Genomic DNA, 24,731 nt, shown 5'->3' on the forward strand with positions numbered 1-24,731 from the left:
AACTCATCCTGTCACACTCCGAACATATCGACCACGGATCGTATTTGTCACCGTGACAAAATGAGCCGGTATGATCGGATATCCCGGTTGCGGGTCTATTTTGTCTCTTTTGGGCCGATCAGGTCGAGAAGCCGGTCAAGATCATCCGCCGAGCCGAATTCGATGGTGATCTTGCCCTTCTTCCGCCCGACATCCACCTTGACCCTGGTGTCGAAGCGGTCGGAGAGATCATCCGCTATCTCGCCCGCCCGGGGCACCTCGATCTTCTTCGGCGGGGCCTTCTGCGTCCGCTTCGGGCCCGACTTCGCGAGCATGACCGCTTCCTCGGTCGCTCGCACCGAAAGTCCCTCCGCCACGATCCGCGCGGCGAGGTCGTCCACGATGTCCGAATCCTCGAGGCTGAGCAGCGCCCGCGCATGACCGGCGGAGAGCACCCCAGCAGCGACCCGGCGCTGCACGGGGAGGGGGAGCTTCAACAGGCGGATGGTGTTCGAGATGACCGGCCTGCTGCGTCCGATTCGCGAAGCGAGCTGATCGTGAGTCACGTCGAACTCGTCGAGCAGCTGCTGATACGCCGCCGCCTCTTCGAGCGGGTTCAGCTGCACCCGGTGGATGTTCTCCAGCAGGGCATCGCGCAGCATCGCATCGTCGGCGGTACCGCGCACGATCGCGGGGAGCGTGTCCAGCCCCGCCTGCTTCGCCGCACGCCACCGGCGCTCACCCATGACGAGTTCGAGCTTCTCGTCCGGCAAGGTCCGCAGCACGATCGGCTGCAACAGGCCGAACTCGCGGATCGAGTGGGAGAGCTCGGTGAGCGCTTCCTCATCGAACACCTGACGAGGCTGCTTCGGGTTCGTCGTGATCGCATCGATCGGCACCTCGCGGTAGACCGCGCCCGCTACCTCGCCGCTCGGCTCCGCCGGAGAAGCGGGCTCGCCCTGCGATGCGGGCGCCTTCGCCGTGGAGGTCTTCGGTGCCGTACTGGACGGCTCCGCCGCGGGTGCCGCAGATCCGTCCTCCGGGGGAGCACTGGGAATCAGTGCCGCGAGTCCACGCCCGAGGCCACCCTTGCGCTCCGTCATTCCCCGGCCTCCTGATTGTCCGCGGATCCACCTTGTACGGCGATCTCCTTCGCGGCGTCCAGATAGCTCATCGCGCCACGTGAACCGGGATCGTAAGCGAGCACGGTCTGCCCGTAGCCCGGCGCTTCGGAGACCTTCACACTGCGCGGGATCACCGTGCTCAGCACGGTGTCCCCGAAGTAGTCGCGCACATCCTTGGTGACCTGATCGGCGAGCTTGGTGCGCCCGTCGTACATGGTGAGCACGATCGTCGACACCTCGAGGCTCGTATTGAGGTGCCCGCGCACCAGCTCGATGTTGTTGAGCAGCTGGCCGAGTCCCTCAAGCGCGTAGTACTCGCACTGGATCGGGATGAGTACCTCTTCGGCCGCCACGAGCGCGTTCACCGTGAGCAGTCCGAGCGAGGGAGGGCAGTCGATGAAGACGTAGTCGGGGGAGAGCTCGTCGAGCGCTTCCTCGGTGAGCGCGGTCTTCAATCGCGATTCGCGCGCCACCATGGTCACCAGTTCGACCTCGGCACCGGCGAGATCGATCGTGGCGGGCACACACCACAGGTTCGGCGACTGATCGCTGACCGCGGCCGCTTCCTTGACGGAGATCTCGCCGAGCAGCACATCGTAGATGGACGGCACCTCGCCGCGATGCTCCACCCCGAGCGCGGTGCTCGCGTTGCCCTGTGGGTCGAGGTCGATCACGAGCACCTTCAAGCCGTGCAGCGCCAGCGCCGCCGCGAGGTTCACCGTGCTCGTGGTCTTACCGACCCCGCCTTTCTGGTTGGCGACGGTGATGACCCGGCGATGCGCTGGCTTCGGCAAACTGAGTTCCTGGGGATGAAGTACTTGGGTGGCACGGGCAGCGGCATCGGCTATCGGTGTCCAATCGCTGAACGGCGTCCCGTCTCCGGAGTTCTGTTCGGTCATCGGCTTGAGCACCTCGCCAGCTCCGACAGACCCATCCACTGCGTTGTCATGATCCTCGGTCTCTTTGGTTTCACGTGAAACACGCTTCTTGGCAACCTTCAACTTCGACCGGACGCTCACCGACTCCTCCTCGTCCGTTGTTGCTGCCGGCCACCCGTTGCACGAGAACCCACCCGTTCGATGCGCACAACCCTCACCGACTGTTCCAGTTTCCCCTGTCCGCAAGTGAGTACCCGCGGGTTACCACCACCGAGCCGAGCGACCGCCTCCCGATCGCGCTCAATCTCGTCGTACGCCGAAGCTCCCTTCACGGCATACAACGCCGCCCCCTGTTTGATGAGCGGAAGACACCAGGACGACAGCTTGTCCAGACTCGCGACCGCCCGCGCCGTGACCACATTCGCGTTCGGCAGACTGTCGCGCACCGACCGATCCTCCGCCCGGCCGCGAACCACGTCAATCGGCAACTCCAACTCACCGACGATCAGCTCCAGCCAATCCACCCGGCGCTGCATCGGCTCGAGAAGCGTGACGCGTACATCCGGCCGAGCGATCGCGAGCGGGATCCCGGGAAGCCCGGCCCCTGAACCGACATCGATCACCTTCGCCCGCTCCGGGATCACCTCACCGAGCACCGCGGAGTTCAGAATGTGCCGCTCCCACAGCCGCTCCACTTCCCTCGGCCCGATCATGCCGCGGAGCACTCCCTCGCTCGCCAGTCGCTCGGCGAAGACGCGGGCGATCGGCAGTCGTGCGCCGAACACTTCCGCAGCGGAGTCCGGGGGAGTGGGCAATAGCGTCCCGTTGGACATTCGGTCTCTTTCGATCGACGTGACACAACCTGACCTCGGCGGGCCAAGTCTAGTCGCTACCTCGGACAGCCAGGGGACCGTCTACGCGAGCCCACAAAAAAGCGGCCCGGTTTCACGTGAAACCGGGCCGCTCCGTCTTCGCGTCGACTATTCGGGGAGGACCACCACGCGGCGGTTCGGTTCCTCACCCTCGCTCTCGCTCGTCACACCCGCCACATCGGCGACCGCGTCGTGCACGATCTTCCGTTCGAACGGGGTCATCGCCTGAAGCTTCGTCTTCTCTCCGCTCTCCACGACCTTCTCGGCGGTGGTCCGGCCGAGGTCGGTCAGCTCGCCACGACGGCTCGCGCGCCATCCGGCAATGTCGAGCATGAGCCTGCTCCGCGAGCTGGTCTCGGTCTGTACCGCGAGCCGGGTCAATTCCTGCAGCGCCTCGAGCACCTGACCGCGCTGGCCGACGAGCTTCTCCAAATCGCTACCGCCGTCGATGCTGACCATGGCACGTCCGGCTTCGACGTCTAGATCAATATCGCCGTCGTAGTCGAGGACGTCAAGCAGTCGCTCCAAATAGTCGCCCGCGACATCGCCCTCCTGGACGAGCAGTTCCTCTTCGTTCTTCTCGCCGTCGGCCTGCGCGTCCTGTTCCTCGCCGGTGACAGCCTCGGCCTGTTCGTCTTCACCGCGGTCCGGCGAGGCGCTCGCCCCGTCGACCTCCAATGTCCCTGCCACGCTTGTTCTCCTCTCCAGCACGAAGTTCGGGCTACTTCCGGTTGCGCTTCTTCTTCCGCCCTCGGTCGGATATCAAGCCGGGTACCGATTGCGAGGTGTTCAGCGCGCCGTTCGACTTCGACTGCGCGGAATCTCCCTTACCCCCGGAACCGTTCGAGGCCGTGGTTCCCGCGGGCGCTTCCTTCGGCTGCTGCTTCGGCGAACCACCATCGGATTTCGCCTCACCACCGGACTTCTCGGACTTCTTGGTCTCGTTCTTCTCGACCGGCTCGGGCGCCTTCTCCGCGTTCGGCTCGTCCTGCTCCTTCGGCTGGTTGGCCGGCTGCTTGCCCGGTTTCTGCCCCGGCTTGGGGGCGAGCGCCTGGCGTGCTTCCTGGGCTTCCTGCTTCTTGCGGGCCTCTTCCTTGTCCATCCGCCGGAACACGAAGTGCTGCTGGGCAAGCGTCCAGCTGTTGTTGCTCAGCCAGTAGAGGAGCAGACCGATCGGCAGGGCCGCACCGAAGATCAGCACACCGAGCGGGAACAGATACAGCTGAACCTTCTGCATCATCGCGCCGCCGGGCTGGTTGTTCGTGGTGCCCATGGCCTGCTGGCGCTGCACCGAAAGCCGTGCGGTGAAGTGGGTCGCGATCGAGGCGACGATCATCAGCGGGATGGCGACCGGAGCCACACCCCAGTGGAATCCGTGGGCACCGCCGCCGTAGGACCCGAGCAGTCCGGCGTTGAACACCATGTCGTTGAGGTGCACGCCGAACAGGTCCGCGCGCAGATACGAGGTGATGTCCGATTTCGGGAAGAAGTAGTTGCTGCCGTAGTTCGGGTTGAAGTTCCGGATGACGTGGTTGAGCCCGATGAACACCGGGATCTGGAAGATCATCGGCAGGCAGCCACCGAGCGGGTTGAACCCGTGCTCGCGCTGGAGCTTCTGCATCTCCTGCGCCTGTCGCTGCCGATCATTGGCGTACTTCTTCTGGAGCGCCTTGATCTGCGGCTGGAACTCTTGCATCTTCCGCATGGACTTGATCTGGTGCACCATCGGCTTGAGCAGCAGCGCACGCAGCGTGAAGACGAGGAAGACGATCGAGAGCGCCCAGGCGAAGGCGTTGCTGTCGCCGAGGATGAACCCGAAGACCTTGTGCCAACACCACATGACGAAGGACACGGGCCAGTAAATAAAATCGAGCACGCGGTTACTCCTTGGCAGGGTGTTCGGTCAAGTCTTCGAGTGCGCTCGTGCCAGCTCCGCGCCTCGGCGGAACCGGGTCAATACCCCCAGGATGCCAGGGACCGCAACGAAGCAGTCGGCGGACCGCGAGCAAGGTCCCTCGTGCGGCGCCGTGCACGCGTAGCGCCTCGAGCGCGTACTCACTACAGCTCGGATAGAACCGGCAGCTCGGCGGGAGCAGCGGGGAGATCCCCTTCCGGTATCCCTTGACCAGCAGCATCAGGCCCCTGGCGAACACGCCTGGGCGTGCCACCGCCACAGAGACCGGGCGAGCCATCACGACTCGCCGGTACGCGATCCGGGCAGCCGCAGTCGGTCGAGCGCGGTATCGAGATCCGCCGCGAGCGCCGAACTCCGCGAACCCGCGGCCGCGGGGAGGGCACGCACGACGAGCTGCGTCCCGGGCGGCAACCGATCGAGCCGGTCGTGCACCAGATGACGCAGTTGGCGGGTGACCCGATGGCGGACCACCGAGTTACCGACCGCCTTGCTCACGACAAATCCCGCCCGCGCGGAACCCTCGGTGATCGAATCGTCGCGCAGCGCATGCACAACAAGCCGGGAGCGTCCTGCCCGACGACCCCTGCGGGTCACCGAGCGGAACTCCCGGCTGTTCGTCAGTCGAGCGGTCGCGGGCAGCACGGCATCCGCCCGCGATCAGGCGGACAGCTTGGCGCGTCCCTTACGCCTGCGGTTCGCGAGGATGGCGCGACCGGCGCGGGTGCGCATCCGAAGCCGGAACCCGTGCTTGCGGGACCGACGACGATTGTTCGGTTGGAACGTACGCTTACTCACGGCTGGTTACTCCCGTACAGTGCCATTGGCCAAAATCCGATCGTCTCCCATTCGCTCATGTCCTACCCATGCGTGCGGGCATGCGAAACAACCCGCGCAGGCGGGAGACCTTCATAGGTTACGCAGTCCCTCGATCGGGCTGAAAACCGGGTACCGCCCAGCGACACGCCGGACGATAGGGTGCTTGATCTACCACCACGTCTTGTGGCATCGCGCCGGTGTTGTTAGCGTTCCCATCCTGCCGGCATTGCTGGATGCCGTGGAGCGAGAAGTACGGATATCGCGCAGAGGCGAGAACGTGGGAGTTGGTCCTCTGCATCGGACGCCGGTCCATTGGAGTGTCGAACTGTTGTGGAGTTTGATGCGTTAACACGCATGCTCGTGCACAGCTGTGGACAAGTTTGTGGATATCCTTGTTCTCGGGCGCCCACGGAAGGGTGATACCGGCCTTGCAAGCTATGGCGCTCGATGAGCGAATCGGGCGGTAACCGCGTAGTGTGAGCTAACGACCCAGGTCAGACCTGTACGGGAGGGGAGTGAGCGGGGGCGTGTCGGAAACCCGGGCCGACCTGGGTCTCATCTGGGACCAGGTGGTCACCGAACTTTCCAACGGGACCTTGTCCCCGTTGCAGCGCGCGTGGATGCAGGTGACTCGTCCACTCGGGCTACTCGACGGCACCGCTCTACTCGCCGCGCCGAGCGAGTTCGCCAAGGACGCGATCGAACGCGCCCTGCGGGATCCGATCACCGAAGCACTCTCCAGGTACATCGGGGCCCCGGTCTCCCTCGCCGTGAAGGTGGACACCGGGACCGCGGACGCGCGGCATCGCAAGGACAGCGAACCCGCCGAGGCCGCCCCGGCCGAGGAAGAGGAACCGACCAACGGTTCACCCACTCCGGAACCGGCCCTGGTCAGTGCCGCGCAGGTGGGCGGCCCCGAGGATCAGGCCCCGCTGCATCACCTCGAGGAGTCGCAGACCGAAGAGGTCGACGAGGAGGGGGACGCGCTCAAGGCGGCGAACGAGATCTGGCCGCGGTTCACCGGCCAGCAGTCCACGTCGAGTGAGCAACCGTTCACCGCGCCCGCGCAGCCGCAGACTTCCAAGACGAAGCTGAACGAGAAGTACACCTTCGACACCTTCGTCATCGGTGCTTCGAACCGGTTCGCGAACGCCGCGGCCGTCGCCGTGTCCGAAGCGCCGGCGCGCGCGTACAACCCGTTGTTCATCTGGGGCGAGTCCGGACTCGGCAAGACCCACCTGCTGCACGCGGTCGGGCACTACGCGCAACGACTGTTCCCCGGGATGCGGGTGCGCTACGTGTCGACCGAGGAATTCACCAATGACTTCATCAACTCCCTGCGCGATGACCGCAAGGTCGCGTTCCAGCGCAGGTACCGGGATGTGGATGTACTGCTCGTCGACGATGTGCAGTTCCTCGAAGGTAAGGAAGGAACCCAGGAGGAGTTCTTCCATACCTTCAACACCTTGCACAACGCGAACAAGCAGATCGTCGTGTCCTCGGATCGCCCGCCCAAGGGACTGGGCACCCTCGAGGACCGGCTGCGCACCCGCTTCGAATGGGGGCTGATCACCGACATCCAGCCGCCCGAGCTCGAGACGCGGATCGCGATCCTGCGGAAGAAGGCCGCGCAGGACCGGTTGAACGTGCCCATGGATGTACTGGAGTTCATCGCCGCGCGCGTCGAACGCAACATCCGGGAACTCGAGGGTGCACTCATCCGGGTCACCGCCTTCGCCTCGCTCAACCGGCAGGCGGTGGATGTCCAGCTCGCCGAGATCGTGCTGCGCGATCTGATCCCCGACTCACAGCAGCCGGAGATCTCGGCGACCACGATCATGTCGGTCACCGCGGAATTCTTCGGTGTCACCGTCGACGAGCTGTGCGGCCCCGGCAAGGTCAAGGCGCTCGCGCAGTCGCGCCAGATCGCCATGTATCTGTGCCGCGAACTCACCGATGCCTCGCTGCCCCGGATCGGTCAGGCCTTCGGCGGCCGCGACCACACCACGGTCATGCACGCAGACAAGAAGATCCGCAAGGAAATGGCCGAGCGCCGGCGTACCTACGACCAGGTTCAGGAGCTGACCGCGCGCATCAAGCAGCGCGCTCGCGGCTGAGTCGGCACATCCACATCCCCGTTCCGGTCGCCCCGGAGCCCCTTCAGCGCCCTTGTCCGGCGCTCGTTCGTGCTGCCCCCCGAACGGGCTCTCACCTGCGCCGATAGTCCCTCGTGCGTGGTTGTGTTGGTTCTAGGCAACACAACCACGCACGACCGATTCCGCCGCTGAACCGGCTCGGATGTGCCTCGACACCGTCAGGAATCAGTGATCTGCGTCACTCATAGGTGGGATTCGACGCCGAGCACGCGCGTTCGGCCATCCCCACAGGCTTGGGCACAACTCGGTGGATAGCTGGGGACGGAACTGTGGAAAACAGGACACGGATGTGGAGCAGCGGCCGCCGGGCCGATCCGGTCCACACATCCACAGGCTCCCTCCCGGACTCGCACACGGGCGGGTCCACATCCAACGCAAGCCGCTCACCTGCGAGAACCACCTCCGTCCACACAACCCACAACGCCTACTACTACGACGGTTTGTTCTCTTTTGAAGAGAAAAACAAACAACAACAGGCGAGCTTGTGAACTGGGGACAACCGAGACCCGGAACGCGGCCCGGGCGGCGGAGCCCGGTTCGCGCTACTGCCGGGCACGTTCTACGGTTGGCATTCACCGCCGGGATGCGCATCGAGCACCGGCACACACCGCCAACACCCACTGCGTCGAGCCGGTCACGCTTCGCTGTGCTCGGCGCTGGGGTGTCGGACCCCGGTGGTAAGACCGGTGCGGGAACCGTCGTCGGGAAAGGACGTCAGATGAAAATCCGTGTCGAGCGTGATGGACTCGCCGACGCCGTCGCGTGGGTCGCGAGAAGCCTCCCTGCCCGTCCACCGGTACCGGTGCTCGGCGGGATCCTCCTCGAAGCAGATTCCGAACAGGACGTACTCACGGTCTCGGGTTTCGACTACGAGACCTCGGCGACGGTCAACGTGCCCGCGACCCTGTCCGCATCCGGGCGCACGCTCGTCTCCGGACGACTGCTCGCGGACATCACCAAGGCGCTGCCGAACAAGCCGGTCGAGCTCGCCGTCGAAGGCTCCCGGGTGGAGATCGTCTGCGGGACCGCGAAGTTCTCCCTGCCCACGATGCCGGTCGAGGACTACCCGCAGCTGCCGAACATGCCGGACAAGGTCGGTGAACTGCCCGGTGAACTGCTCGGCACCGCCGTCGCCCAGGTCGCGGTCGCCGCGGGCAAGGACGACACGCTGCCGATGCTCACCGGGGTGCGAGTGGAGATCGCCGGCGACAAACTGACGCTCGTGGCGACCGACCGGTTCCGGCTCGCGATGCGGGAGATCACCTGGACCCCGGCACAGGAGGCCGAGGACACCGCGGTGCTCGTGCCCGCGCGTACCCTCGCCGAATCGGCGAAGACACTCGGCGCATCCGGGGCGACCGCCGAACTGGCACTCGCTTCCGGTGACGGGCTGGTCGGGCTCTCCGGTGCGGGGCGCCGCTCCACCGCGCGATTGCTCGATGCCGAATTCCCGAAATACCGCCAGCTGTTGCCCGACGATCAGACCACGACCGCGATCATCGAGGTGTCCAAGCTGGTCGACGCGATCAAACGTGTCTCGCTCGTCGCCGAGCGTGGGACCCAGGTCCGGCTCGAATTCTCCGAGGACGGGCTCAACCTCACCGCGGGTGGCGAGGAAGAGGGCAGCGCGGAGGAAGCGATCGCGGTCGAGTTCGAGGGCGAGCCCGTGACCATCGCGTTCAACCCGACCTATCTGCTCGATGGACTGAGTGCCGTGCGTACCGATCGGGCGCACATGGCGTTCACCACGGCCAACCGGCCTGCACTGCTCAAGCCGGTGGACGAGGATGGACAAGTAGCGGGCGACTATCTGTACCTGTTGATGCCGGTCCGGCTTCCGGGCTGAGCACATCCGCGAAACCACGATCAGGGAGCTAGAAGGGGAGCGCACCGTGCAACTCGGTCTCATCGGCCTCGGCAAAATGGGATTCAACATGCGCGAACGTCTGCGTCGCGCGGGACACGAGGTCGTCGGGTACGACCAGAACCCGGATGTCAGCGACAGCAGTTCGCTCGCCGATCTCGTCGGCAAACTCGGCGGGCCTCGCGTCGTGTGGGTCATGGTCCCGGCAGGGGAACCGACCCGGGCCACGGTCGCCGAACTCGCCGGACTGCTCGAGGACGGCGACCTCGTGATCGACGGCGGCAACTCCCGGTTCACCGAGGACAAGCACAACGCGGAGGTGCTCGCGGCCCGCGGGATCGGGTTCGTGGACTGCGGAGTTTCCGGCGGAGTCTGGGGACTCGAGGTCGGTTACGGGTTGATGTGCGGTGGCGCGGACACGGATGTCGAGCGAGCCATGCCCATCTTCGACGCGCTGCGCCCGGATGGCCCGCGCGATGAAGGGTTCGCCCACGCGGGCGCCGTCGGTGCCGGTCACTACGCGAAGATGGTGCACAACGGCATCGAGTACGGGTTGATGCAGGCCTATGCGGAGGGCTTCGAACTGCTCGAGGCCGCCGACGAGGTCACGAACACCGCGGGTGTGTTCAAGGCATGGCGGCGGGGGACCGTCGTGCGATCCTGGCTGCTCGACCTGCTCGTGCGTGCGCTCGAAGAAGACCCGGACCTGGCCGGGATCACCGGTTATGTCGAGGATTCCGGCGAGGGACGCTGGACGATCGAGGAAGCCATCGATCACGCGGTCCCGGTTCCGGTCATCTCAGCCGCCCTGTTCGCCCGGTTCTCCTCGCGGCAGACCGATTCGCCTGCGCTCAAGGCAATCGCCGCGTTGCGCAACCAGTTCGGCGGGCACGCGGTCCACAGCGCCGAGGAATCCAGCTGATCGGTGTACGTCCGGCATCTCCAGGTTACCGATTTCCGTTCCTGGGAACTCGCTGACCTGCCCTTACACCCGGGACCGACGGTATTGCTCGGGCGCAACGGCCAGGGCAAGACCAACCTGGTCGAAGCGCTCGGCTATGCCGCGACACTGTCCTCGCACCGAGTCGCCTCGGATGCTCCGCTGATTCGCCGGGGCGCCCAGCGTGCGGTGGTACGCACCGCGATCGTGCAGGACGGCCGGGAAGTGACCGTCGAACTCGAGATCACCTCGGGCAAGGCGAACCGGGCCCTGCTCAACCGCGGCGCGGTGCCCCGGACCAGGGATGTCGCCGGAATCCTGCGCACCGTGCTGTTCGCTCCGGAGGACCTGGCCCTGGTTCGTGGGGATCCTGGGGAACGGCGCTCGTTCCTCGACGGTCTGCTCGCCCTGCGCGCACCACGGTTCGCCGGGATCCGCTCCGACTACGAGCGCGTGCTCAAACAGCGAAGTGCCCTGTTGAAGACCGCGAGGGCGGCGAAATCCAATCTGAGCACCCTCGAGGTCTGGGACGGGCACCTCGCTGCGCAGGGTGCGGCGCTGCTCGCGGGGCGGATCGAGCTCAGCGCGGCACTCGCCCCGCATGTGGCCGCCGCCTACGCGGGGGTCGCCCCGGAATCGGTGCCCATCGACATCCGCTATCGCTCGAGTCTCGGCGAGCAGGTACCGGAGAGCACGGATGTCACGGAGCTCGAACAGGCGCTGCTCGAGGGCATCGCCCGTGTGCGTGACCAGGAACTCGAACGTGGTGTCAGCCTGATCGGACCGCATCGCGACGATCTGGAACTACTACTCGGTGAAGGACCCGCCAAGGGATACGCCAGTCACGGCGAATCCTGGTCCTTCGCACTGGCGCTGCGACTCGGCGCGTACGAGCTGTTACGTGGCGAAGGCAGTGAGCCGGTACTGATCCTCGACGACGTGTTCGCCGAGCTCGATCGAAGACGAAGAGGCAAGCTCGCCGAGGTCGCGACGGCTGCTGAGCAGGTGATCGTGACCGCGGCGGTCGGTGAAGACGTTCCCGCCGAACTCGACGGGGATCGGTTTCACGTCTCGAACGGGATGGTTACCGCGGACGCATCAGCGTGAACAGGAGATGGCTGTGAGCGCAGACACACCTGGGGACAACTCTGTGGATAATGTGGACAAGACACTCTCAGGGTCGGCCTCGACACCTGACATCTCCGAAAATATGTCCGATTCAGTCCCCGAAAGTGGTACATACGGTGGAGGGGAACCGCGTGGAGCCGATCTGGCGCGCCAAGCACTCGAGGCCGCGCGCGCCAAATCCGCGGCCCGCGATCGGCAACAGGCCAAGCACGCCGTGTACGGCAAACGCAAGCGCGCCCGGCGCAGGGGCTGGTCGGGAGCGCGCCCGGACGACCGGGATCCACAACCGCTCGGCAGGCTCACCGCGCGGATCATCGCCGAACGCGGCTGGAAAGAGCACCTCACCGGTGGTTCGGTGATCGCACGCTGGCCCGAACTCGTCGGTGAGGAGGTCGCCGCGCACTCGGTCCCCGAACAGCTCAAAGGCACCGAACTGCATGTGCGTGCGGAATCCACCGCATGGGCGACCCAGCTACGGCTGCTCCAGCGCCAGCTGATCAAACGGTTTGCCGAAAAGCTCGGGGACGGGATCGTCACCTCCATCAAGGTGGCGGGCCCGGCCGCACCGAGCTGGCGCTATGGCCCGCGCCACGTTCCCGGCCGTGGACCCCGGGACACCTACGGCTGACCAGCACAAACACGTGCTCGTGCGTGGTTGTGTCGCCGAGAACCAACACAACCACGCACAAGCCCCGAGCCGACTCGGTGGGGAGTACGCACAGTGGCACGCAGAAGCCGGTGGACCCCGGTGGCGCGTGGGGCCGCTCGTCGAGGAAGAAAAAATCGCGTCAGTGGACACGCTAGAGGTGTCCTACTGCCACTTCTGCGCGAAGGGGCAAGTAGAATTGACGGGTACCGTGCGCCACGCTCACGAGCCGGGTGTCGCGCACTCGATCCGCGCAAGGAGAACCTCCGCCCGTGGCAGCGAACACGAACGACTACAACGCATCGTCCATCACTGTCCTCGAAGGCCTCGAGGCGGTCCGGAAACGACCGGGGATGTACATCGGGTCGACCGGGGAACGCGGTCTGCACCATCTCGTGCAGGAAGTTGTGGACAACTCCGTCGATGAGGCGATGGCCGGATACGCCACCACGGTGGATGTCAGCCTGCTCGCGGACGGCGGTGTCCGGGTGCAGGACGACGGCCGCGGTATTCCGGTCGAGCTGCACCCCAAGGAACAGAAACCCACCATCGAAGTGGTGCACACGATTCTGCACGCGGGCGGGAAGTTCAATTCGGACTCCTATGCGGTCTCCGGCGGTCTGCACGGTGTCGGTGTCTCCGTGGTGAACGCCCTTTCCACGGCCCTGGATGTGGAAACCCGGCGGAACGGCAAGGTCTGGCGCCAGCACTACGACCGTTCGGAGCCGGAGCCACTGGTCGAGGGGGAGGAGACGACCGAGACCGGTACCACGACGACGTTCTGGGCCGACCCGGACATCTTCGAGACCACGACCTACAACTTCGAGACGATCTCGCGGCGGCTGCAGGAGATGGCCTTCCTGAACAAGGGACTGACCATCAAGCTGCACGACGAGCGGCCGAACGGGGACGAGGACACCGAGGACGCCGAGGGGCAGACGGCCAAGACCAAGGATGTGATCTACCACTACCCGGGCGGTCTCGAGGACTTCGTCAAGCACATCAACGGTGCCAGGGACCCGATCCACGAGAAGGTCGTCGCCTTCGACGCGGACGGCGAGGGGCTCTCGGTCGAGGTCGCGATGCAGTGGAACAGCGGCTACACCGCGAGCGTGTACACCTTCGCGAACACGATCAACACGCACGAGGGCGGTACCCACGAGGAAGGGTTCCGTTCCGCGCTGACCTACACGGTGAACAAGTACGCGAAGGACAAGAAGCTCCTCAAGGAAAAGGACGACAACCTCACCGGGGACGACATCCGGGAGGGGCTCGCCGCGATCATCTCGATCAAGCTCCGCGAGCCGCAGTTCGAGGGACAGACCAAGACCAAGCTGGGCAACACCGAGGCCCGTTCCTTCGTGCAGAAGACGTGCAACGAGTGGCTGGCCGACTGGTTCGAGCGCAATCCCAACGAGGCCAAGGCGATCATCAACAAGGCGGTGTCCTCGGCACAGGCCCGGATGGCCGCGCGGCACGCCCGCGATCTGGTGCGCCGCAAGGGAGCGCTGGACATCGGCGGGCTGCCGGGCAAGCTCAAGGACTGCCGCTCCAAGGATCCGCACGAGTGCGAGCTCTACATCGTCGAGGGTGACTCGGCAGGTGGCTCGGCCAAGGAAGGCCGGGACTCGATGTACCAGGCGATCCTGCCGATCCGCGGCAAGATCATCAACGTGGAGAAGGCGCGCATCGACCGCGTCCTCAAGAACGCCGAGGTGCAGTCGCTGATCACCGCGCTCGGTACCGGGATCCACGACGATTTCGACCTGGAGAAGCTGCGGTATCACAAGATCGTGATCATGGCCGATGCCGATGTGGACGGCCAGCACATCTGCACCCTGCTGCTGACCCTGTTCTTCCGCTTCTTCCGGCCGCTGATCGAGAACGGCCACGTGTTCATCGCCCGTCCGCCGCTCTACAAGATCAAGTGGCCGCGCGCTGAACCCGAGTACGCCTACAACGACCGGGAGCGCGACGGTCTACTCAAGGCCGGTGCCGAGGCGGGCAGGAAGCTGCCGAAGGACGACGCGATCCAGCGGTACAAGGGTCTCGGCGAGATGAACGCCGAGGAACTCTGGGAGACCACCATGGATCCGGCGACCAGGCTGATGGGCCAGGTCACCCTGGACGACGCGGCGACAGCGGACGAGCTGTTCGCGGTGCTCATGGGCGAGGATGTCGAAGCGCGCCGCTCCTTCATCGTCCGCAATGCCAAAGATGCCGGGTTCTTGGATATCTGATCGTCCGCGCTGCAGCGGGTAACAGCCCACGCCAGTCGACTGCGAATAGGGATTTCTCGTGACCGAAGCCATGCCCCCCGAGATCGATCGGGTCGAACCGGTTGATGTCCAGCAGGAGATGCAGCGCTCGTACATCGCCTATGCGATGAGCGTGATCGTCTCCCGTGCGCTCCCGGATGTGCGCGATGGGCTCAAACCGGTACAGCGGCGCGTGCTGTACTCGATGTTCGACAACAACTTCCGGCCGGATCGCGGGTACAACAAGTGTTCCCGCGTGGTCGGCGATGTGCTCGGTAACTACCACCCGCACGGCGACTCCTCGGTGTACGACGCGCTCGTGCGGCTTGCCCAGCGGTGGACGATGCGCTACCCGCTCATCGACGGGCAGGGCAACTTCGGTTCCGCGGGCAACGATCCTGCGGCCGCCATGCGGTACACCGAGTGCCGCCTTGACCCGCTCGCCATGGAAATGCTGCGGGACATCGAGGAAGAAACCGTTGACTTCTCGGACAACTACGACGGGCGCACTCAGGAACCGGATGTGCTCCCGGCGCGGATCCCGAACCTGTTGGTCAACGGCGGATCCGGGATCGCGGTCGGGATGGCGACGAACATCCCGCCGCACAACCTGCGCGAGGTCGCCGACGGGGTCATCTGGGCGCTGGACAACTGGGAGGCCTCCGAGGAGGAGACCCTCGCCGCGATGCTGCAGCGGATCAAGGGGCCGGACTTCCCGACCCGCGGGCTGATCCTGGGCACATCCGGGATCGAGGAGGCCTATCGCACCGGTCGCGGATCGGTGCGGATGCGCGCCGTGGTGGAGATCGACGAGGACAACAAGGGCCGCACCATCCTCGTCGTCTCCGAACTGCCGTACCAAGTGAACCCGGACAACCTGGTGGAGAACATCGCGAGCCTGGTCAAGGACGGCAAGATCACCGGGATCGCGGACATCGCCGATGAGTCGAACAGCCGCTCCGGGATGCGCATCGTGGTCACGCTCAAGCGGGACGCGGTCGCCAAGGTGGTGCTGAACAACCTCTACAAGCACACCCAGCTGCAGTACAACTTCGGCGTCAACATGATCGCGCTGGTCGACGGGGTGCCGCGCACCCTGCGGCTGGACCAGATCATCCGGCACTACGTGCGCCACCAGGTCGAGGTCATCGTGCGGCGCACCAAGTACCGGTTGCGCAAGGCCGAGGAACAGGCTCATATCTACCGCGGACTGGTCAAGGCACTCGACGCGCTGGACGAGGTCATCGCGCTGATCCGGCGCTCGCCGACGGTGGACGAGGCGCGCACCGGACTGATCGAGCTGCTGGACATCGACGAGGTGCAGGCCCAGGCGATCCTGGACATGCAGCTGCGCCGGCTCGCCGCCCTGGAACGGCAGAAGATCGTCGACAAACTGCGTGAGCTCGAGGAGGTCATCGCCGACCTGCAGGACATCCTCGCTTCCCCGGAACGCCAGCGCTCGATCGTGCGCGAGGAGCTCACCGAGATCGTGGACCGGCACGGCGACGATCGGCGCACCAAGATCATTCCGTACGACGGCGAGGTTTCCGTCGAGGACCTCATCGCCGAGGAAGACGTGGTCATCACGATCACGCGCACCGGGTACGCCAAGCGCACCAAGACCGAGCTGTACCGCGCGCAGAAACGCGGTGGCAAGGGCGTGCAGGGCGCGGGCCTCAAACAGGACGACATCGTGCAGCACTTCTTCGTGTGCTCCACGCACGACTGGATTTTGTTCTTCACCAACAAGGGAAGGGTGTACCGAACCAAGGCCTACGAGCTGCCCGAGCAGAACCGCAGCGCCCGCGGTCAGCACGTGGCGAATCTGCTCGCGTTCGGCCCGGACGAGGAGATCGCCCAGGTCATCCAGATCCGGGACTACCAGGTCGCGCCGTACCTCGTGCTCGCCACCAAGTCCGGACTGGTCAAGAAGTCCAAGCTCGGTGACTTCGACTCGAACCGCTCCGGCGGGCTGATCGGCATCAACCTGCGGGACGGCGACGAACTCGTCGGCGCGGTGCTCTGTTCCGCCGAGGACGACCTGCTGCTCGTGTCGGCGGGCGGTCAGTCCATCCGCTTCCACGCGAGCGATGAGGCGCTGCGCCCGATGGGCCGGGCCACCTCCGGGGTGCTCGGCATGCGGTTCAACGAGGGCGACGAACTGCTCACCATCGGACTGGTGCACGACGACTACTACGTACTCGTCGCCACCGACGGCGGCTACGCCAAGCGGACCCCGCTCGCCGACTATTCGCCACAGGGCCGCGGCGGCAAGGGCGTCACCACCATCCAGCACGACAGCAAACGCGGACGCCTCGTCGGCGCGCTCATCGTGGACGAGGAAGACCAGGTCTTCGCCATCACATCCGGCGGCGGCGTCATCCGCACCGAGGCCAAACAGGTGCGCGTCGCGGGCAGGCAGACCAAGGGCGTGCGGCTGATGAACCTCGACGAAGGCGTCACACTTGTGGCCATCGCGCGCAACGCCGATGAGGGGATGGACGTCCCAACCAACGGCGAGGAAGACACCGGCGAAGACACGATCGAGCCGACCGAGTGAGTCTGTGGCACGGTGGAGAATGGGTACACGGTGAATGAGCGGAAGGAGAGGCCGTGAGCGACGAGCAGCGCAACGGCACCCAACCCGAGTCGGGCGATAAAGCGTCCGGTGAGCGCGGTACGCCACCGTGGCAACGGGCCAGCAGCCAGACCCGCACCGAAACCGGCGAGCATCCGATGCCCGCCGCCTCCGGTCAACTGACCGAAGACGGAACCGAGTACCAGGAACAACCGACGATGATTCAGCAGCCAGTCGGCGCCGAGGACCACGAGCCGCTGTTCGCCCCGGAACCGAATGCCCGTGCCGGAGGGCGCACATCCGTCAGCCTTCCCGGGACTGGCGGACGCGGTGACGAGCGCACCGGAACCCCGAGCGCACTGCGCAGGCCGGGGCGCGGACCGCGGCGGGCGAGCCTCCAGGTGAAACGCGTCGACCCGTGGTCGGTGCTCAAGCTCGCCTTCGTGCTCTCCATCGCCTTCTTCCTGGTGCTCATGGTCGCCGTCGGCGTGCTCTACGCCGTGCTCGGTGGAATGGGTGTGTGGGACAAGATCAACGGCACCTACACCGACCTCGTCGCCCCCTCCAGCGGAGCCAGCCCCGAACCGCTGATCACCATCGGCCGCGTCTTCGGGATCACCGCGATCATCGGCGTCGTCAACATCATCCTGTTCACCGCGGTGGCCACCGTGTCCGCGTTCGTCTACAACGTCTCCGCCGATCTCGCCGGCGGACTCGAAGTCACCCTGGCCGAACGCGAGTAAGAGCCGTACGCTAAGCTGTTGGCTGTCTCCAGGGCCTATAGCTCAGGCGGTTAGAGCGCTTCGCTGATAACGAAGAGGTCCCAGGTTCAAGTCCTGGTAGGCCCACCCCAACAAGAACCCCGCTGACCAGCACGGTCACGGGGTTCTTGGCTTTCCGGGGGTTCTTCGATTGTTGGTCACCGGGCTGTTTGGTCACGGATTTGGTCACAAGGCCCGCATTACGGCAGGTCAACCGGGAGTTCGCCCGTCTCATCGTCCTCATCCGGATCAAGAAGCAAATCGGACACCGTTTCGGCCGCAGCGTGGTGCAGCTCGGGCACGTCCTCGGTGTACATGTCAAGGGCGGCGCTGCGCGCCGCCGAGGCCCGGCCCGCCTCCCGCTGGCGCTCACGGCGGCCGGGCCATGTCCTACTCGCTTGCACGCTCCGATGAGTCACTCCGACCTTGCCGTCGAAACAGCTCGGTTGCAACGGCGCCTAGCGTCAGGGTCGCCAACGTCGCGACTACTCCGAGCGAGGTCCACCACCACTCGCCTGCGCGAAATAGGAAAAATGCGAGTACGATCATGCCGACAGCCATGATCACGGCTAGCATTCCAGGCCCCACTTGGCGTTCCCCAGACGTTTCCCGACTGCGCAGCTCGTCAACCTGCCACGTTACGTGATCCAGCAGCCTATTACGCGCTTCTGTACCTTCTGGCAAGGCGACAGCGGCTTCTATGTCGTGTTTGAGTCGTCTTCGCCGTCGGCCTTGCCCACTGGCAGCGGCCCCTACGACACCCAGACCTGCAGGTATTACGGCGGCAACTACCGGCCCTAACCAATCAAATGCCATGTGCCGATATCGTCGTTGACTCAGCGAGCGTTGCAGACAGGGAGTGCGCCTGCTGATCGGCGGCCACCAGCTCACACCAAACGGGACGATCGCGAGGCAACTCGCGGGCAGGCGTGGTCGGGGCGATCGACGCCCGACGACGCAAGCGCCGGCGGCCAACGGAGTACGGCAGCGCGTCGGGTATCAGCCCGAGTCGACTGAGGTCGATAGCATCCGTACCCGGTAACCGGGTGCCCGAAATGGTCTATGCGGAGGAGTTGGTCATACCAAGCAAGGATGCACGTGACCTGCAGTTGAATGCTGAAGGGCAGTGGGAGAGTACAAAGGTTCTTGCTTCCGACGATGATGGTGGCCTCAGCGATCTGCTGCGTGCTGAAGGGTGGCGCGAGTTCACGACCCTCGGTGATCCTGAGTCAACGCTGTTTCTGGAGACATGGCAACGAGCGCGAGACAACGAACCAACCGAGTATCTGCTCATTGTCAACACCGAAAGTCGCGTATCGCCGCTCATGCGCGTGGGTTCATTTCCCGAGATGATGGAGCTGATGGCTCGCTGGGCTCCGGCCTTTCAAGCGACCGCGATAACTGATGTGGTCGCCGGGTTAACCGACCTGCAACTGGACCCGTTCAGCCTTGTCGAGAACGTGGCGGCCAAAGCTGCCTACGGAGCGCAGGACGGGCTATCCATGAAACGAACTGACGAGGAACGCGAACGGCGAGCGCGGCGTCGCTAGTTCCGGTACCCTTCAAGTCCTGGTAGGCCCACCCTGCAAAACTCCCGTTGACCGACACGGCAGCGGGAGTTTTCGCGTTTCTCCCGTACTCTGGTGCGGTGAGCAGCACACGAGTGGCCGGTGGAGTGGTACACGAGCTGCCCGCGGACTTGTGTCAGGCGCTCCTCGCGGATGCCGTGGCACTCGATGCCTGGGCCGACATCACGCCGCTCGCCCGCAACGAGTTCATCTGCTGGGTCGAGGACGCCAAGCAGGAGGCGACCCGGGAACGCCGCATTCGCCGGACCCGGGAGGAGCTCGCGGAAGGTAAGCGCCGTCCGTGTTGCTGGCCGGGGTGCAAGCATCGGGAGCGCACGGGCAGCTGATGGAGCCGGGTCTTCTCTGGTTCAACGTGAAACAAGCAGCGAATTTCGTATTAGAACTATTTTCGGCGGAAAACTAACAGAAACTAAACACCACCCGCGTGTGAAATCGCACGGGTGGTGGAAACATATGGTTCGAGATGAATTCACCTCGAAAGTAATGGAGTTCGTGAATCAGCGAGAGTGTTTACCGCCGCCTGCCTTGCGGGGCTGGCTGATCGGCTGCACGTCACCGCCGGTGCTGAGCGCGCGGGCTTTTTCCGCGACTGTGTAAGTAAGACAGGGCCAGGAGGCTTGGGTGCCGAGTTCGTCCCGGCAGGCGGCGCAGCGTCCAGAAGAATCGGGAAGATGTTCATTGAGCATTCGATCGCACAAATCGGGCATTTCCGCAAGGACACTGGCCATCGCCACAGAAAACCTCCTCGATCAATACATGCACACAGCCGCAGCGGCCGGTAATGAGGCCATCACCGTACTCCGTTGCCGTTGTGACGCATGAGGCGGTTGGAGGAATTAACTGGCGGAGTTCACGCTTGCCGTGTCGTTCATCGCCATATCGAGGCACATCGGGCATGGCGGTGCGCCGGCCGGCTCTGGGCTGCGGGCCGTGTCCTGCGTGAACTGCTCACCGCACAACGTTGTCACCGGTGCCTGTTCCGGTATGAGCAACGGATTGATCGCTCCGTAGGTGAGGTGCACGACGTCCGGTTCCCGTTCCGGCCGGTCCGATTGCACGAAGCCGAGTAGCGGCGGGGCAACCGAGCGGAACAGCGTGCTCGAGCCAGATCCATGCTGCACTCGGGTCCGTGTTGCGCTGGAGTGACGTGGCCTGAAAGTGCTCATCGTGGCACACACGCCTTCGCGGTATGTCCGGTTCCGCATCTCACGGGATCGGCCCCTCCCTACTGATGAGTTTGAAAGGTCTTACAACGAATCCTGACGAGCGAGGATGGGCGTGTCAAGGTAGGGGATGGGAAACCAGGCAAAGCCACACTTCCGGGCGAACCGCAATGGAGTATCGGCTCACCTCGGCATCACCTCATGCCCGTGAACCTGACCGAGGCATCGGCCGGTACACTTGATGGCGCTGGGGCTGCAGAGAGGTGAGGACCATGAAGAAGCTGCTCGTACTGGGCGCCATCGTGGGTGGCGTGCTGTTCGTTATCCGCAAGAACAAGGCCGCCAAGGCAGAGGCGGATCTGTGGCGCGAGGCGACCGCTCCGACCTCGACGTAGGACGGTCTCGCCGCCAGGGGCCATAGCTCAATTGGCAGAGCACTGCCTTTGCAAGGCAGGGGTTAGGGGTTCGATTCCCCTTGGCTCCACATAGCGGAAGCTCGTGCTCGCGGAGAGCACGAGCTTTTTGCGTTCCGCATGTCCTCCCGGCCCCATCTCGGTCGCTGGGTTGGTTCGTGCCGAGGTGTTGAGCCAGTTCAGGTAGTGCGCGAAGCGTTCGACGTAGGACGCCGGTGTCGGGGCCACGGCCATGGCGTCCGCGTGCGCGCGCACCTGCTGGTATCGCCGCATCCTGTTTTCCTGGTATGCGGCCAAAGTCGGCGCGATGTCGGCACGGTTGAGGCAATCACCGAGTACCCGCGCGTCCTCGATCCCCAGCGAGGCTCCGGACCCGATGTGCGGGGACATGGCGTGTGCCGGGTCGCCGGCGAGTACGACCCGGCTACCGGCCCATCGCGGGATTTCCGGCACCACGGCGACCTGGTTGCGCATGACCGAGTCTTCCGGGGTGGCCAGGATGGCCTCGCGCAACGCGAACCGCGATCTCCCGTCGTGCAGGTTCGGCGCCTTGGCGAGGGCTTCTTCCTGAGGATTCGCGGTGTTTTCGGTGGTGTGGCCGAACTGAGCGATCACCCAGCAACATGAACCCTGGGCGAAGCGCATGAGCGTGCCTCGGGTGCGGTTGTGCCCGATCACCGGGCAACCGTCGCCGATCTCGCCGTCGAACGGCAGCGTCGCCCGCCAGACGCGATGCCCTTGTGCGTAGTAGTGGCTTTCGGTTCCCGGGACGAGAGTCGTGCGCACCCGCGAGTTCAGCCCGTCGGCGCCGACGAGCAGATCCGCTCGTTCCCGGTCGCCAGCGGTGTAGTGTACGGTGACCCCGGCACTGTCCTCGGTGTAGTCGACGACTTCCTTGCTGGTTCGCAGATCCGATGCACCGCCCGCGGAGGCGAGCAGCGCACCGAGCCTGGGCCGGGTACACCGTGCGGCCCGGCGGCATTGCGGACGTCGCCAGTTCGGCACCGGAGGGATCGCGATAGCGGACGAAACTCCGTTCGGCCTCGATCTCGGCCAGCTGTGCGCCGAGCCCGAGTCGTTCGAGTTCTCGGATCGTGTGCTCCCAGACCCCGAGAGCGGCGCCGGTTTCCCGGATCTGCGACGCCTTTTCCCGTATCGCAACTTCGAAACCCGCCCGGCGCAAGGACAATGCGGTGCTCAGCCCGACGATTCCCGCACCGGCTATGAGCACCCGGCCCGTGGGGCGGTGTCCACAGCTGAACTAGCCATGTGGCTAGTCTACTGCTTTTCGGGCGTGGGGTCTTGGCCGACGTTTTCCGGGACCAGTACGAGGTAGGCGAACCCGAGCACACCGCGGTAGACCTCGCGATAGCTCCGCTTCCGTTCGGTGATCCATTCGCGGACTTCCGTGTGGTCACCGGGATTGCTGGCGCACCACTGTTCCGGTCCGCGCATCGAGGCGGCTTCGAACTCGTCCCACTCGTGCTGGTCGGCCGTGCTGCTGTGGAGGATCCGCCACCCGGCCGAGCGGCAGCGGGCGAGCAGTTCCTCGAGGGTGCCGAGTTCCTCGCCGAAAATTTCCCGAGCTTGCGGAGTGGGTGGGCGCAGCCAGTAGCCCTCGCCGATGAGTACCCGGCCGTCCGCGGGGAGGATGCGGGCGCAGGCTTGGAGTGTGCTGGCAAAGCCGCCATAAGCGTGGGTCGAGCCGATGCACAGCGCCCGGTCCGCCGTGCCGCTCCATTTGTTCGCATCACCGGTGTGGAATTCGAGCTGCGCGCCGAGATCGCGGCTCTCGGCGAGTTCGCGGGCGCGGTCCAGATGCGCGGGTTCCGTTTCGATGCCGACACCGTGCGTCCGCGGGCCCGCCAGCTCGAGCGCGCGCAGGAGCAGTTCGCCCCACCCACACCCCAGGTCGACGATGCGCTGTCCATCGTGGGGATCGAGTTCGCCGAGTAAGACGGAAGCATGCTGCTCGGACAGCGGTGTATTCCACAGCATCGGGCGATACCGGTCGCGGATGTCCATGGCCGGCGAGCCTGCCCGAACGCCACACGCGATCGCCATCGGTTTTCGCCCTCAGGACGAACCGAAATCCCGAACACTCAGCCCTGACAAGGAAAACCCACCCCGACATCCCCCACCCTCACCGGGGCGCGACCCCGCATCCAGTATATCGGTGCACGGCAGCGAATGGCGGGGTGCGAAAAATCTGGGGACAACCGCCGCCGCTGTGGACAACCACGCAGACAGTCGGGGGAGGAGTTCGCACGGTGGGTGGCGTCCTTATCATCGCGGGTCATGAGGATCGGGATGGCCGTGATGATCGTGCTCGTGGGCGGGGTGGTCGCGGGATGTGGTCAGCCGGGCGGCACGGGGCAGGCGCCGCCGAGCACGCGGACTGTGACGGCGCCCGCGGCGCAGCCACCGCCACCGGTACATCCGGAGCGCACGGCAGCTTGTCCTTATCTGCGCAAGGAATCCGCCCAGGAGGTGAACGGTCAGCATGTGGGGCAGGTGCGGATCTCGGCGGACAAGTCGGCGCCGACCTGCTTCTTCTACCGTCCGAGCGGCGGGCTGCAGCTGACGGTGCGGCCGTATAAGGGAGACAGCGGAACGGCGCATGCCTTGGTGGATCAGGCGGCGCCGGTGCGGACTTCGGCGAAGGCGACGGAGCCGGCCGGGTGGAGCGGAGGCTCGCAGCCGACGGATTCCGGGGCGGTTTACGCGGTCGCGAAAGGTGATGCCGCGGTCGTGGTGACCACGAATCAGCGGCAGACGATCAAGGCGAAAGAGGCCGCGGAGCAGACGATCACGGCCCTGGGCTGGTAGGTGGCGCGCTCGCGCCACCTACCAGGAGGGGTCAGTTTTCTTTCTTGGGCGCGGTGGCGTTGCCGTTGCGCAGCGCGTGCTGCCCGCTCGGCTCGTCCTGACCGGTGGCCGACTTGGTCTCGTCCGACTTCGATTCAGACTTGCCCTCGGTCTTCGGGGCCGACTTCGCTTGTTCGGCGGAGTCCTGGCTCGGCTTGGCCGGGGCGGGCTTGCTCGCGTTCGGCTGCGGGGACGGAACCGGGGTCGGTTTGCTCGCCGGCAGGTCCTGGTCGAGCGCGACCTGCTGCGCGGACCGGGCCCGCACGGCGTAGGTGACGCCGGCGCCGACCACGGCGAGCCCGACGACCAACGGCCAACGGCGACGCTTGCCTTCCTTCTTGGCCGATTTAGCCGACTTCTTCTCCGCCTTGGCCGCCTTCTTGTCGAGCTTCGCGTTCAGCTTCTTCTCGACCTTCGTGGCGACCTCACCGGCGACCTGTTCGACCTGCTTGCCCTTCTTCGCGAGCTTCGTCGCGGTCTTGTCGGCCTTCCGCTTCGCCTTCTTCTCGGCCTTTGTCAACGTGGCTTCGGCCTTTTTGCCCACGTGGTTCGCCTCCTTGGTGGCCTGTTTGCGTGTCCGCTCGCCCGCGCGGGCGAGCAAGTCCTGTGTCCTGCGGGTGGTCGCGACGAGTTCCTCGCGTGCGAATTCCGCACCCGCCGTGACCGTATCGGATAATTGCGCCGGGTCGAGCCCATGCTCGGCGAGTTTCCGCTCGGCGCGCTTCGCATTTTTCCGCACCGCGCCAATACCGGATTCGAGCGTCTTGCTCGCTTCTCCCACCG

The 24,731-nt window shown here is 65.3% G+C and carries 23 protein-coding genes, 2 tRNA genes and 2 pseudogenes; 14 read left to right on the plus strand and 13 right to left on the minus strand.

Annotation, left to right across the window (positions count from 1 at the left end; genetic code table 11):
• Positions 1-95: 95 nt before the first annotated feature.
• From A37U_RS0111460 to rpmH, 8 genes are all read right to left on the minus strand, one after another.
• Positions 96-1,082 (minus strand): ParB/RepB/Spo0J family partition protein, encoded by a 987-nt coding sequence (locus A37U_RS0111460; protein WP_020496785.1) that lies wholly within the window; start codon positions 1,080-1,082, stop codon positions 96-98.
• Entirely contained in the window at positions 1,079-2,002 is a 924-nt protein-coding gene (locus A37U_RS0111465) for a ParA family protein (protein ID WP_026197108.1), read from the minus strand. The genes A37U_RS0111460 and A37U_RS0111465 overlap by 4 nt, the downstream gene beginning before the upstream one ends.
• A 116-nt stretch (positions 2,003-2,118) precedes the next feature.
• Positions 2,119-2,814 (minus strand): 16S rRNA (guanine(527)-N(7))-methyltransferase RsmG, encoded by a 696-nt coding sequence (gene rsmG, locus A37U_RS0111470; RefSeq protein WP_020496787.1) that lies wholly within the window; start codon positions 2,812-2,814, stop codon positions 2,119-2,121.
• Between the two features lie 147 nt (positions 2,815-2,961).
• Positions 2,962-3,543 (minus strand): Jag family protein, encoded by a 582-nt coding sequence (locus A37U_RS0111475; RefSeq protein WP_240437549.1) that lies wholly within the window; start codon positions 3,541-3,543, stop codon positions 2,962-2,964.
• Positions 3,544-3,574: 31 nt separating this feature from the next.
• Positions 3,575-4,729 carry a membrane protein insertase YidC gene (gene yidC, locus A37U_RS0111480; protein WP_026197110.1) on the minus strand — a complete coding sequence of 385 codons (1,155 nt, stop codon included), beginning with the start codon at positions 4,727-4,729 and terminating at the stop codon, positions 3,575-3,577.
• A gap of 4 nt (positions 4,730-4,733) precedes the next feature.
• Positions 4,734-5,021, minus strand: a complete 288-nt coding sequence (gene yidD / locus A37U_RS49510; protein ID WP_420806231.1) for a membrane protein insertion efficiency factor YidD — start codon at positions 5,019-5,021, stop codon at positions 4,734-4,736.
• A gap of 23 nt (positions 5,022-5,044) precedes the next feature.
• A complete protein-coding gene (rnpA, locus tag A37U_RS0111485; RefSeq protein ID WP_026197111.1) occupies positions 5,045-5,410 on the minus strand; it encodes a ribonuclease P protein component in 366 nt (121 codons plus the stop codon).
• Between the two features lie 15 nt (positions 5,411-5,425).
• Positions 5,426-5,563: a 50S ribosomal protein L34 gene (gene rpmH / locus A37U_RS49515; RefSeq protein WP_082468910.1), complete on the minus strand. Its 138-nt coding sequence runs from the start codon at positions 5,561-5,563 to the stop codon at positions 5,426-5,428.
• A gap of 548 nt (positions 5,564-6,111) precedes the next feature.
• Here rpmH and dnaA point away from each other — a divergent pair.
• The 11 genes from dnaA (at position 6,112) to A37U_RS0111545 (ending at position 19,830) form a co-directional block, all read left to right on the plus strand.
• Positions 6,112-7,701, plus strand: a complete 1,590-nt coding sequence (gene dnaA / locus A37U_RS0111490; protein WP_026197112.1) for a chromosomal replication initiator protein DnaA — start codon at positions 6,112-6,114, stop codon at positions 7,699-7,701.
• A gap of 757 nt (positions 7,702-8,458) precedes the next feature.
• Positions 8,459-9,586 (plus strand): DNA polymerase III subunit beta, encoded by a 1,128-nt coding sequence (dnaN, locus tag A37U_RS0111495; RefSeq protein WP_020496792.1) that lies wholly within the window; start codon positions 8,459-8,461, stop codon positions 9,584-9,586.
• A gap of 46 nt (positions 9,587-9,632) precedes the next feature.
• A complete protein-coding gene (gene gnd / locus A37U_RS0111500; RefSeq protein WP_020496793.1) occupies positions 9,633-10,526 on the plus strand; it encodes a phosphogluconate dehydrogenase (NAD(+)-dependent, decarboxylating) in 894 nt (297 codons plus the stop codon).
• Positions 10,527-10,529: 3 nt separating this feature from the next.
• The gene (recF, locus tag A37U_RS0111505) at positions 10,530-11,651 is read left to right on the plus strand and encodes a DNA replication/repair protein RecF (protein ID WP_020496794.1); all 1,122 of its coding nucleotides are present in this window, start codon (positions 10,530-10,532) and stop codon (positions 11,649-11,651) included.
• Positions 11,652-11,754: 103 nt separating this feature from the next.
• Positions 11,755-12,300, plus strand: a complete 546-nt coding sequence (locus A37U_RS0111510; protein ID WP_020496795.1) for a DciA family protein — start codon at positions 11,755-11,757, stop codon at positions 12,298-12,300.
• 290 nt (positions 12,301-12,590) lie between these two features.
• Entirely contained in the window at positions 12,591-14,558 is a 1,968-nt protein-coding gene (gyrB, locus tag A37U_RS0111515) for a DNA topoisomerase (ATP-hydrolyzing) subunit B (protein WP_020496796.1), read from the plus strand.
• Between the two features lie 58 nt (positions 14,559-14,616).
• A complete protein-coding gene (gene gyrA, locus A37U_RS0111520) occupies positions 14,617-17,136 on the plus strand; it encodes a DNA gyrase subunit A (protein WP_020496797.1) in 2,520 nt (839 codons plus the stop codon).
• A gap of 53 nt (positions 17,137-17,189) precedes the next feature.
• Entirely contained in the window at positions 17,190-17,897 is a 708-nt protein-coding gene (locus A37U_RS49070) for a DUF3566 domain-containing protein (RefSeq protein ID WP_020496798.1), read from the plus strand.
• Positions 17,898-17,928: 31 nt separating this feature from the next.
• Positions 17,929-18,002, plus strand: a tRNA-Ile gene (locus A37U_RS0111530).
• A gap of 968 nt (positions 18,003-18,970) precedes the next feature.
• Positions 18,971-19,465, plus strand: coding sequence for a hypothetical protein (locus A37U_RS0111540; RefSeq protein WP_020496800.1), 495 nt, complete (start codon positions 18,971-18,973; stop codon positions 19,463-19,465).
• A 98-nt stretch (positions 19,466-19,563) separates the two neighbouring features.
• Positions 19,564-19,830, plus strand: coding sequence for a YdeI/OmpD-associated family protein (locus A37U_RS0111545; RefSeq protein ID WP_026197113.1), 267 nt, complete (start codon positions 19,564-19,566; stop codon positions 19,828-19,830).
• A gap of 171 nt (positions 19,831-20,001) precedes the next feature.
• Here A37U_RS0111545 and A37U_RS51385 read toward each other — a convergent pair whose 3' ends face one another.
• Positions 20,002-20,238 (minus strand): hypothetical protein, encoded by a 237-nt coding sequence (locus A37U_RS51385; RefSeq protein ID WP_157182758.1) that lies wholly within the window; start codon positions 20,236-20,238, stop codon positions 20,002-20,004.
• 701 nt (positions 20,239-20,939) lie between these two features.
• Between A37U_RS51385 and A37U_RS53540 the strand changes: the two genes are divergently transcribed.
• On the plus strand, positions 20,940-21,062 hold the full coding sequence (locus tag A37U_RS53540) for a DLW-39 family protein (protein ID WP_020496803.1): 123 nt from the start codon (positions 20,940-20,942) through the stop codon (positions 21,060-21,062).
• Positions 21,063-21,078: 16 nt separating this feature from the next.
• Positions 21,079-21,151 (plus strand) — tRNA-Ala (locus tag A37U_RS0111560).
• A gap of 241 nt (positions 21,152-21,392) precedes the next feature.
• Here the strand turns inward: A37U_RS0111560 and A37U_RS54840 are convergent.
• From A37U_RS54840 to A37U_RS0111565, 3 genes and pseudogenes are all read right to left on the minus strand, one after another.
• Positions 21,393-22,085 (minus strand): annotated as a pseudogene (locus A37U_RS54840) (FAD-dependent monooxygenase); the annotation flags it as partial.
• 37 nt (positions 22,086-22,122) lie between these two features.
• Positions 22,123-22,311 (minus strand): annotated as a pseudogene (locus A37U_RS54845) (FAD-dependent oxidoreductase); the annotation flags it as partial.
• Between the two features lie 47 nt (positions 22,312-22,358).
• Entirely contained in the window at positions 22,359-23,105 is a 747-nt protein-coding gene (locus tag A37U_RS0111565; protein WP_020496804.1) for an SAM-dependent methyltransferase, read from the minus strand.
• 273 nt (positions 23,106-23,378) lie between these two features.
• On the opposite strand from A37U_RS0111565, the gene A37U_RS0111570 reads away from it, so the two are divergent.
• Positions 23,379-23,909, plus strand: a complete 531-nt coding sequence (locus A37U_RS0111570) for a DUF2020 domain-containing protein (protein WP_026197114.1) — start codon at positions 23,379-23,381, stop codon at positions 23,907-23,909.
• Positions 23,910-23,940: 31 nt separating this feature from the next.
• On the opposite strand, the gene A37U_RS43215 is transcribed toward A37U_RS0111570, so the two are convergent.
• Entirely contained in the window at positions 23,941-24,729 is a 789-nt protein-coding gene (locus A37U_RS43215) for a hypothetical protein (protein ID WP_157182760.1), read from the minus strand.
• Positions 24,730-24,731: the final 2 nt, after the last annotated feature.

The sequence above is a fragment of the Sciscionella marina DSM 45152 genome (assembly GCF_000379465.1).
Classification (GTDB): Bacteria; Actinomycetota; Actinomycetes; order Mycobacteriales; family Pseudonocardiaceae; genus Sciscionella; species Sciscionella marina.

Coding starts and splice junctions, on each gene's coding strand:
- A37U_RS0111460 (WP_020496785.1), bottom strand. CDS start 1,082: ATGACGGAGCGCAAGGGTGGCCTCGGGCGTGGACTCGCGGCACTGATT.
- A37U_RS0111465 (WP_026197108.1), bottom strand. CDS start 2,002: ATGACCGAACAGAACTCCGGAGACGGGACGCCGTTCAGCGATTGGACA.
- rsmG (WP_020496787.1), bottom strand. CDS start 2,814: ATGTCCAACGGGACGCTATTGCCCACTCCCCCGGACTCCGCTGCGGAA.
- dnaN (WP_020496792.1), top strand. CDS start 8,459: ATGAAAATCCGTGTCGAGCGTGATGGACTCGCCGACGCCGTCGCGTGG.
- A37U_RS0111510 (WP_020496795.1), top strand. CDS start 11,755: ATGTCCGATTCAGTCCCCGAAAGTGGTACATACGGTGGAGGGGAACCG.
- A37U_RS0111540 (WP_020496800.1), top strand. CDS start 18,971: ATGGTCTATGCGGAGGAGTTGGTCATACCAAGCAAGGATGCACGTGAC.
- A37U_RS53540 (WP_020496803.1), top strand. CDS start 20,940: ATGAAGAAGCTGCTCGTACTGGGCGCCATCGTGGGTGGCGTGCTGTTC.
- A37U_RS0111565 (WP_020496804.1), bottom strand. CDS start 23,105: ATGGACATCCGCGACCGGTATCGCCCGATGCTGTGGAATACACCGCTG.
- A37U_RS0111570 (WP_026197114.1), top strand. CDS start 23,379: ATGAGGATCGGGATGGCCGTGATGATCGTGCTCGTGGGCGGGGTGGTC.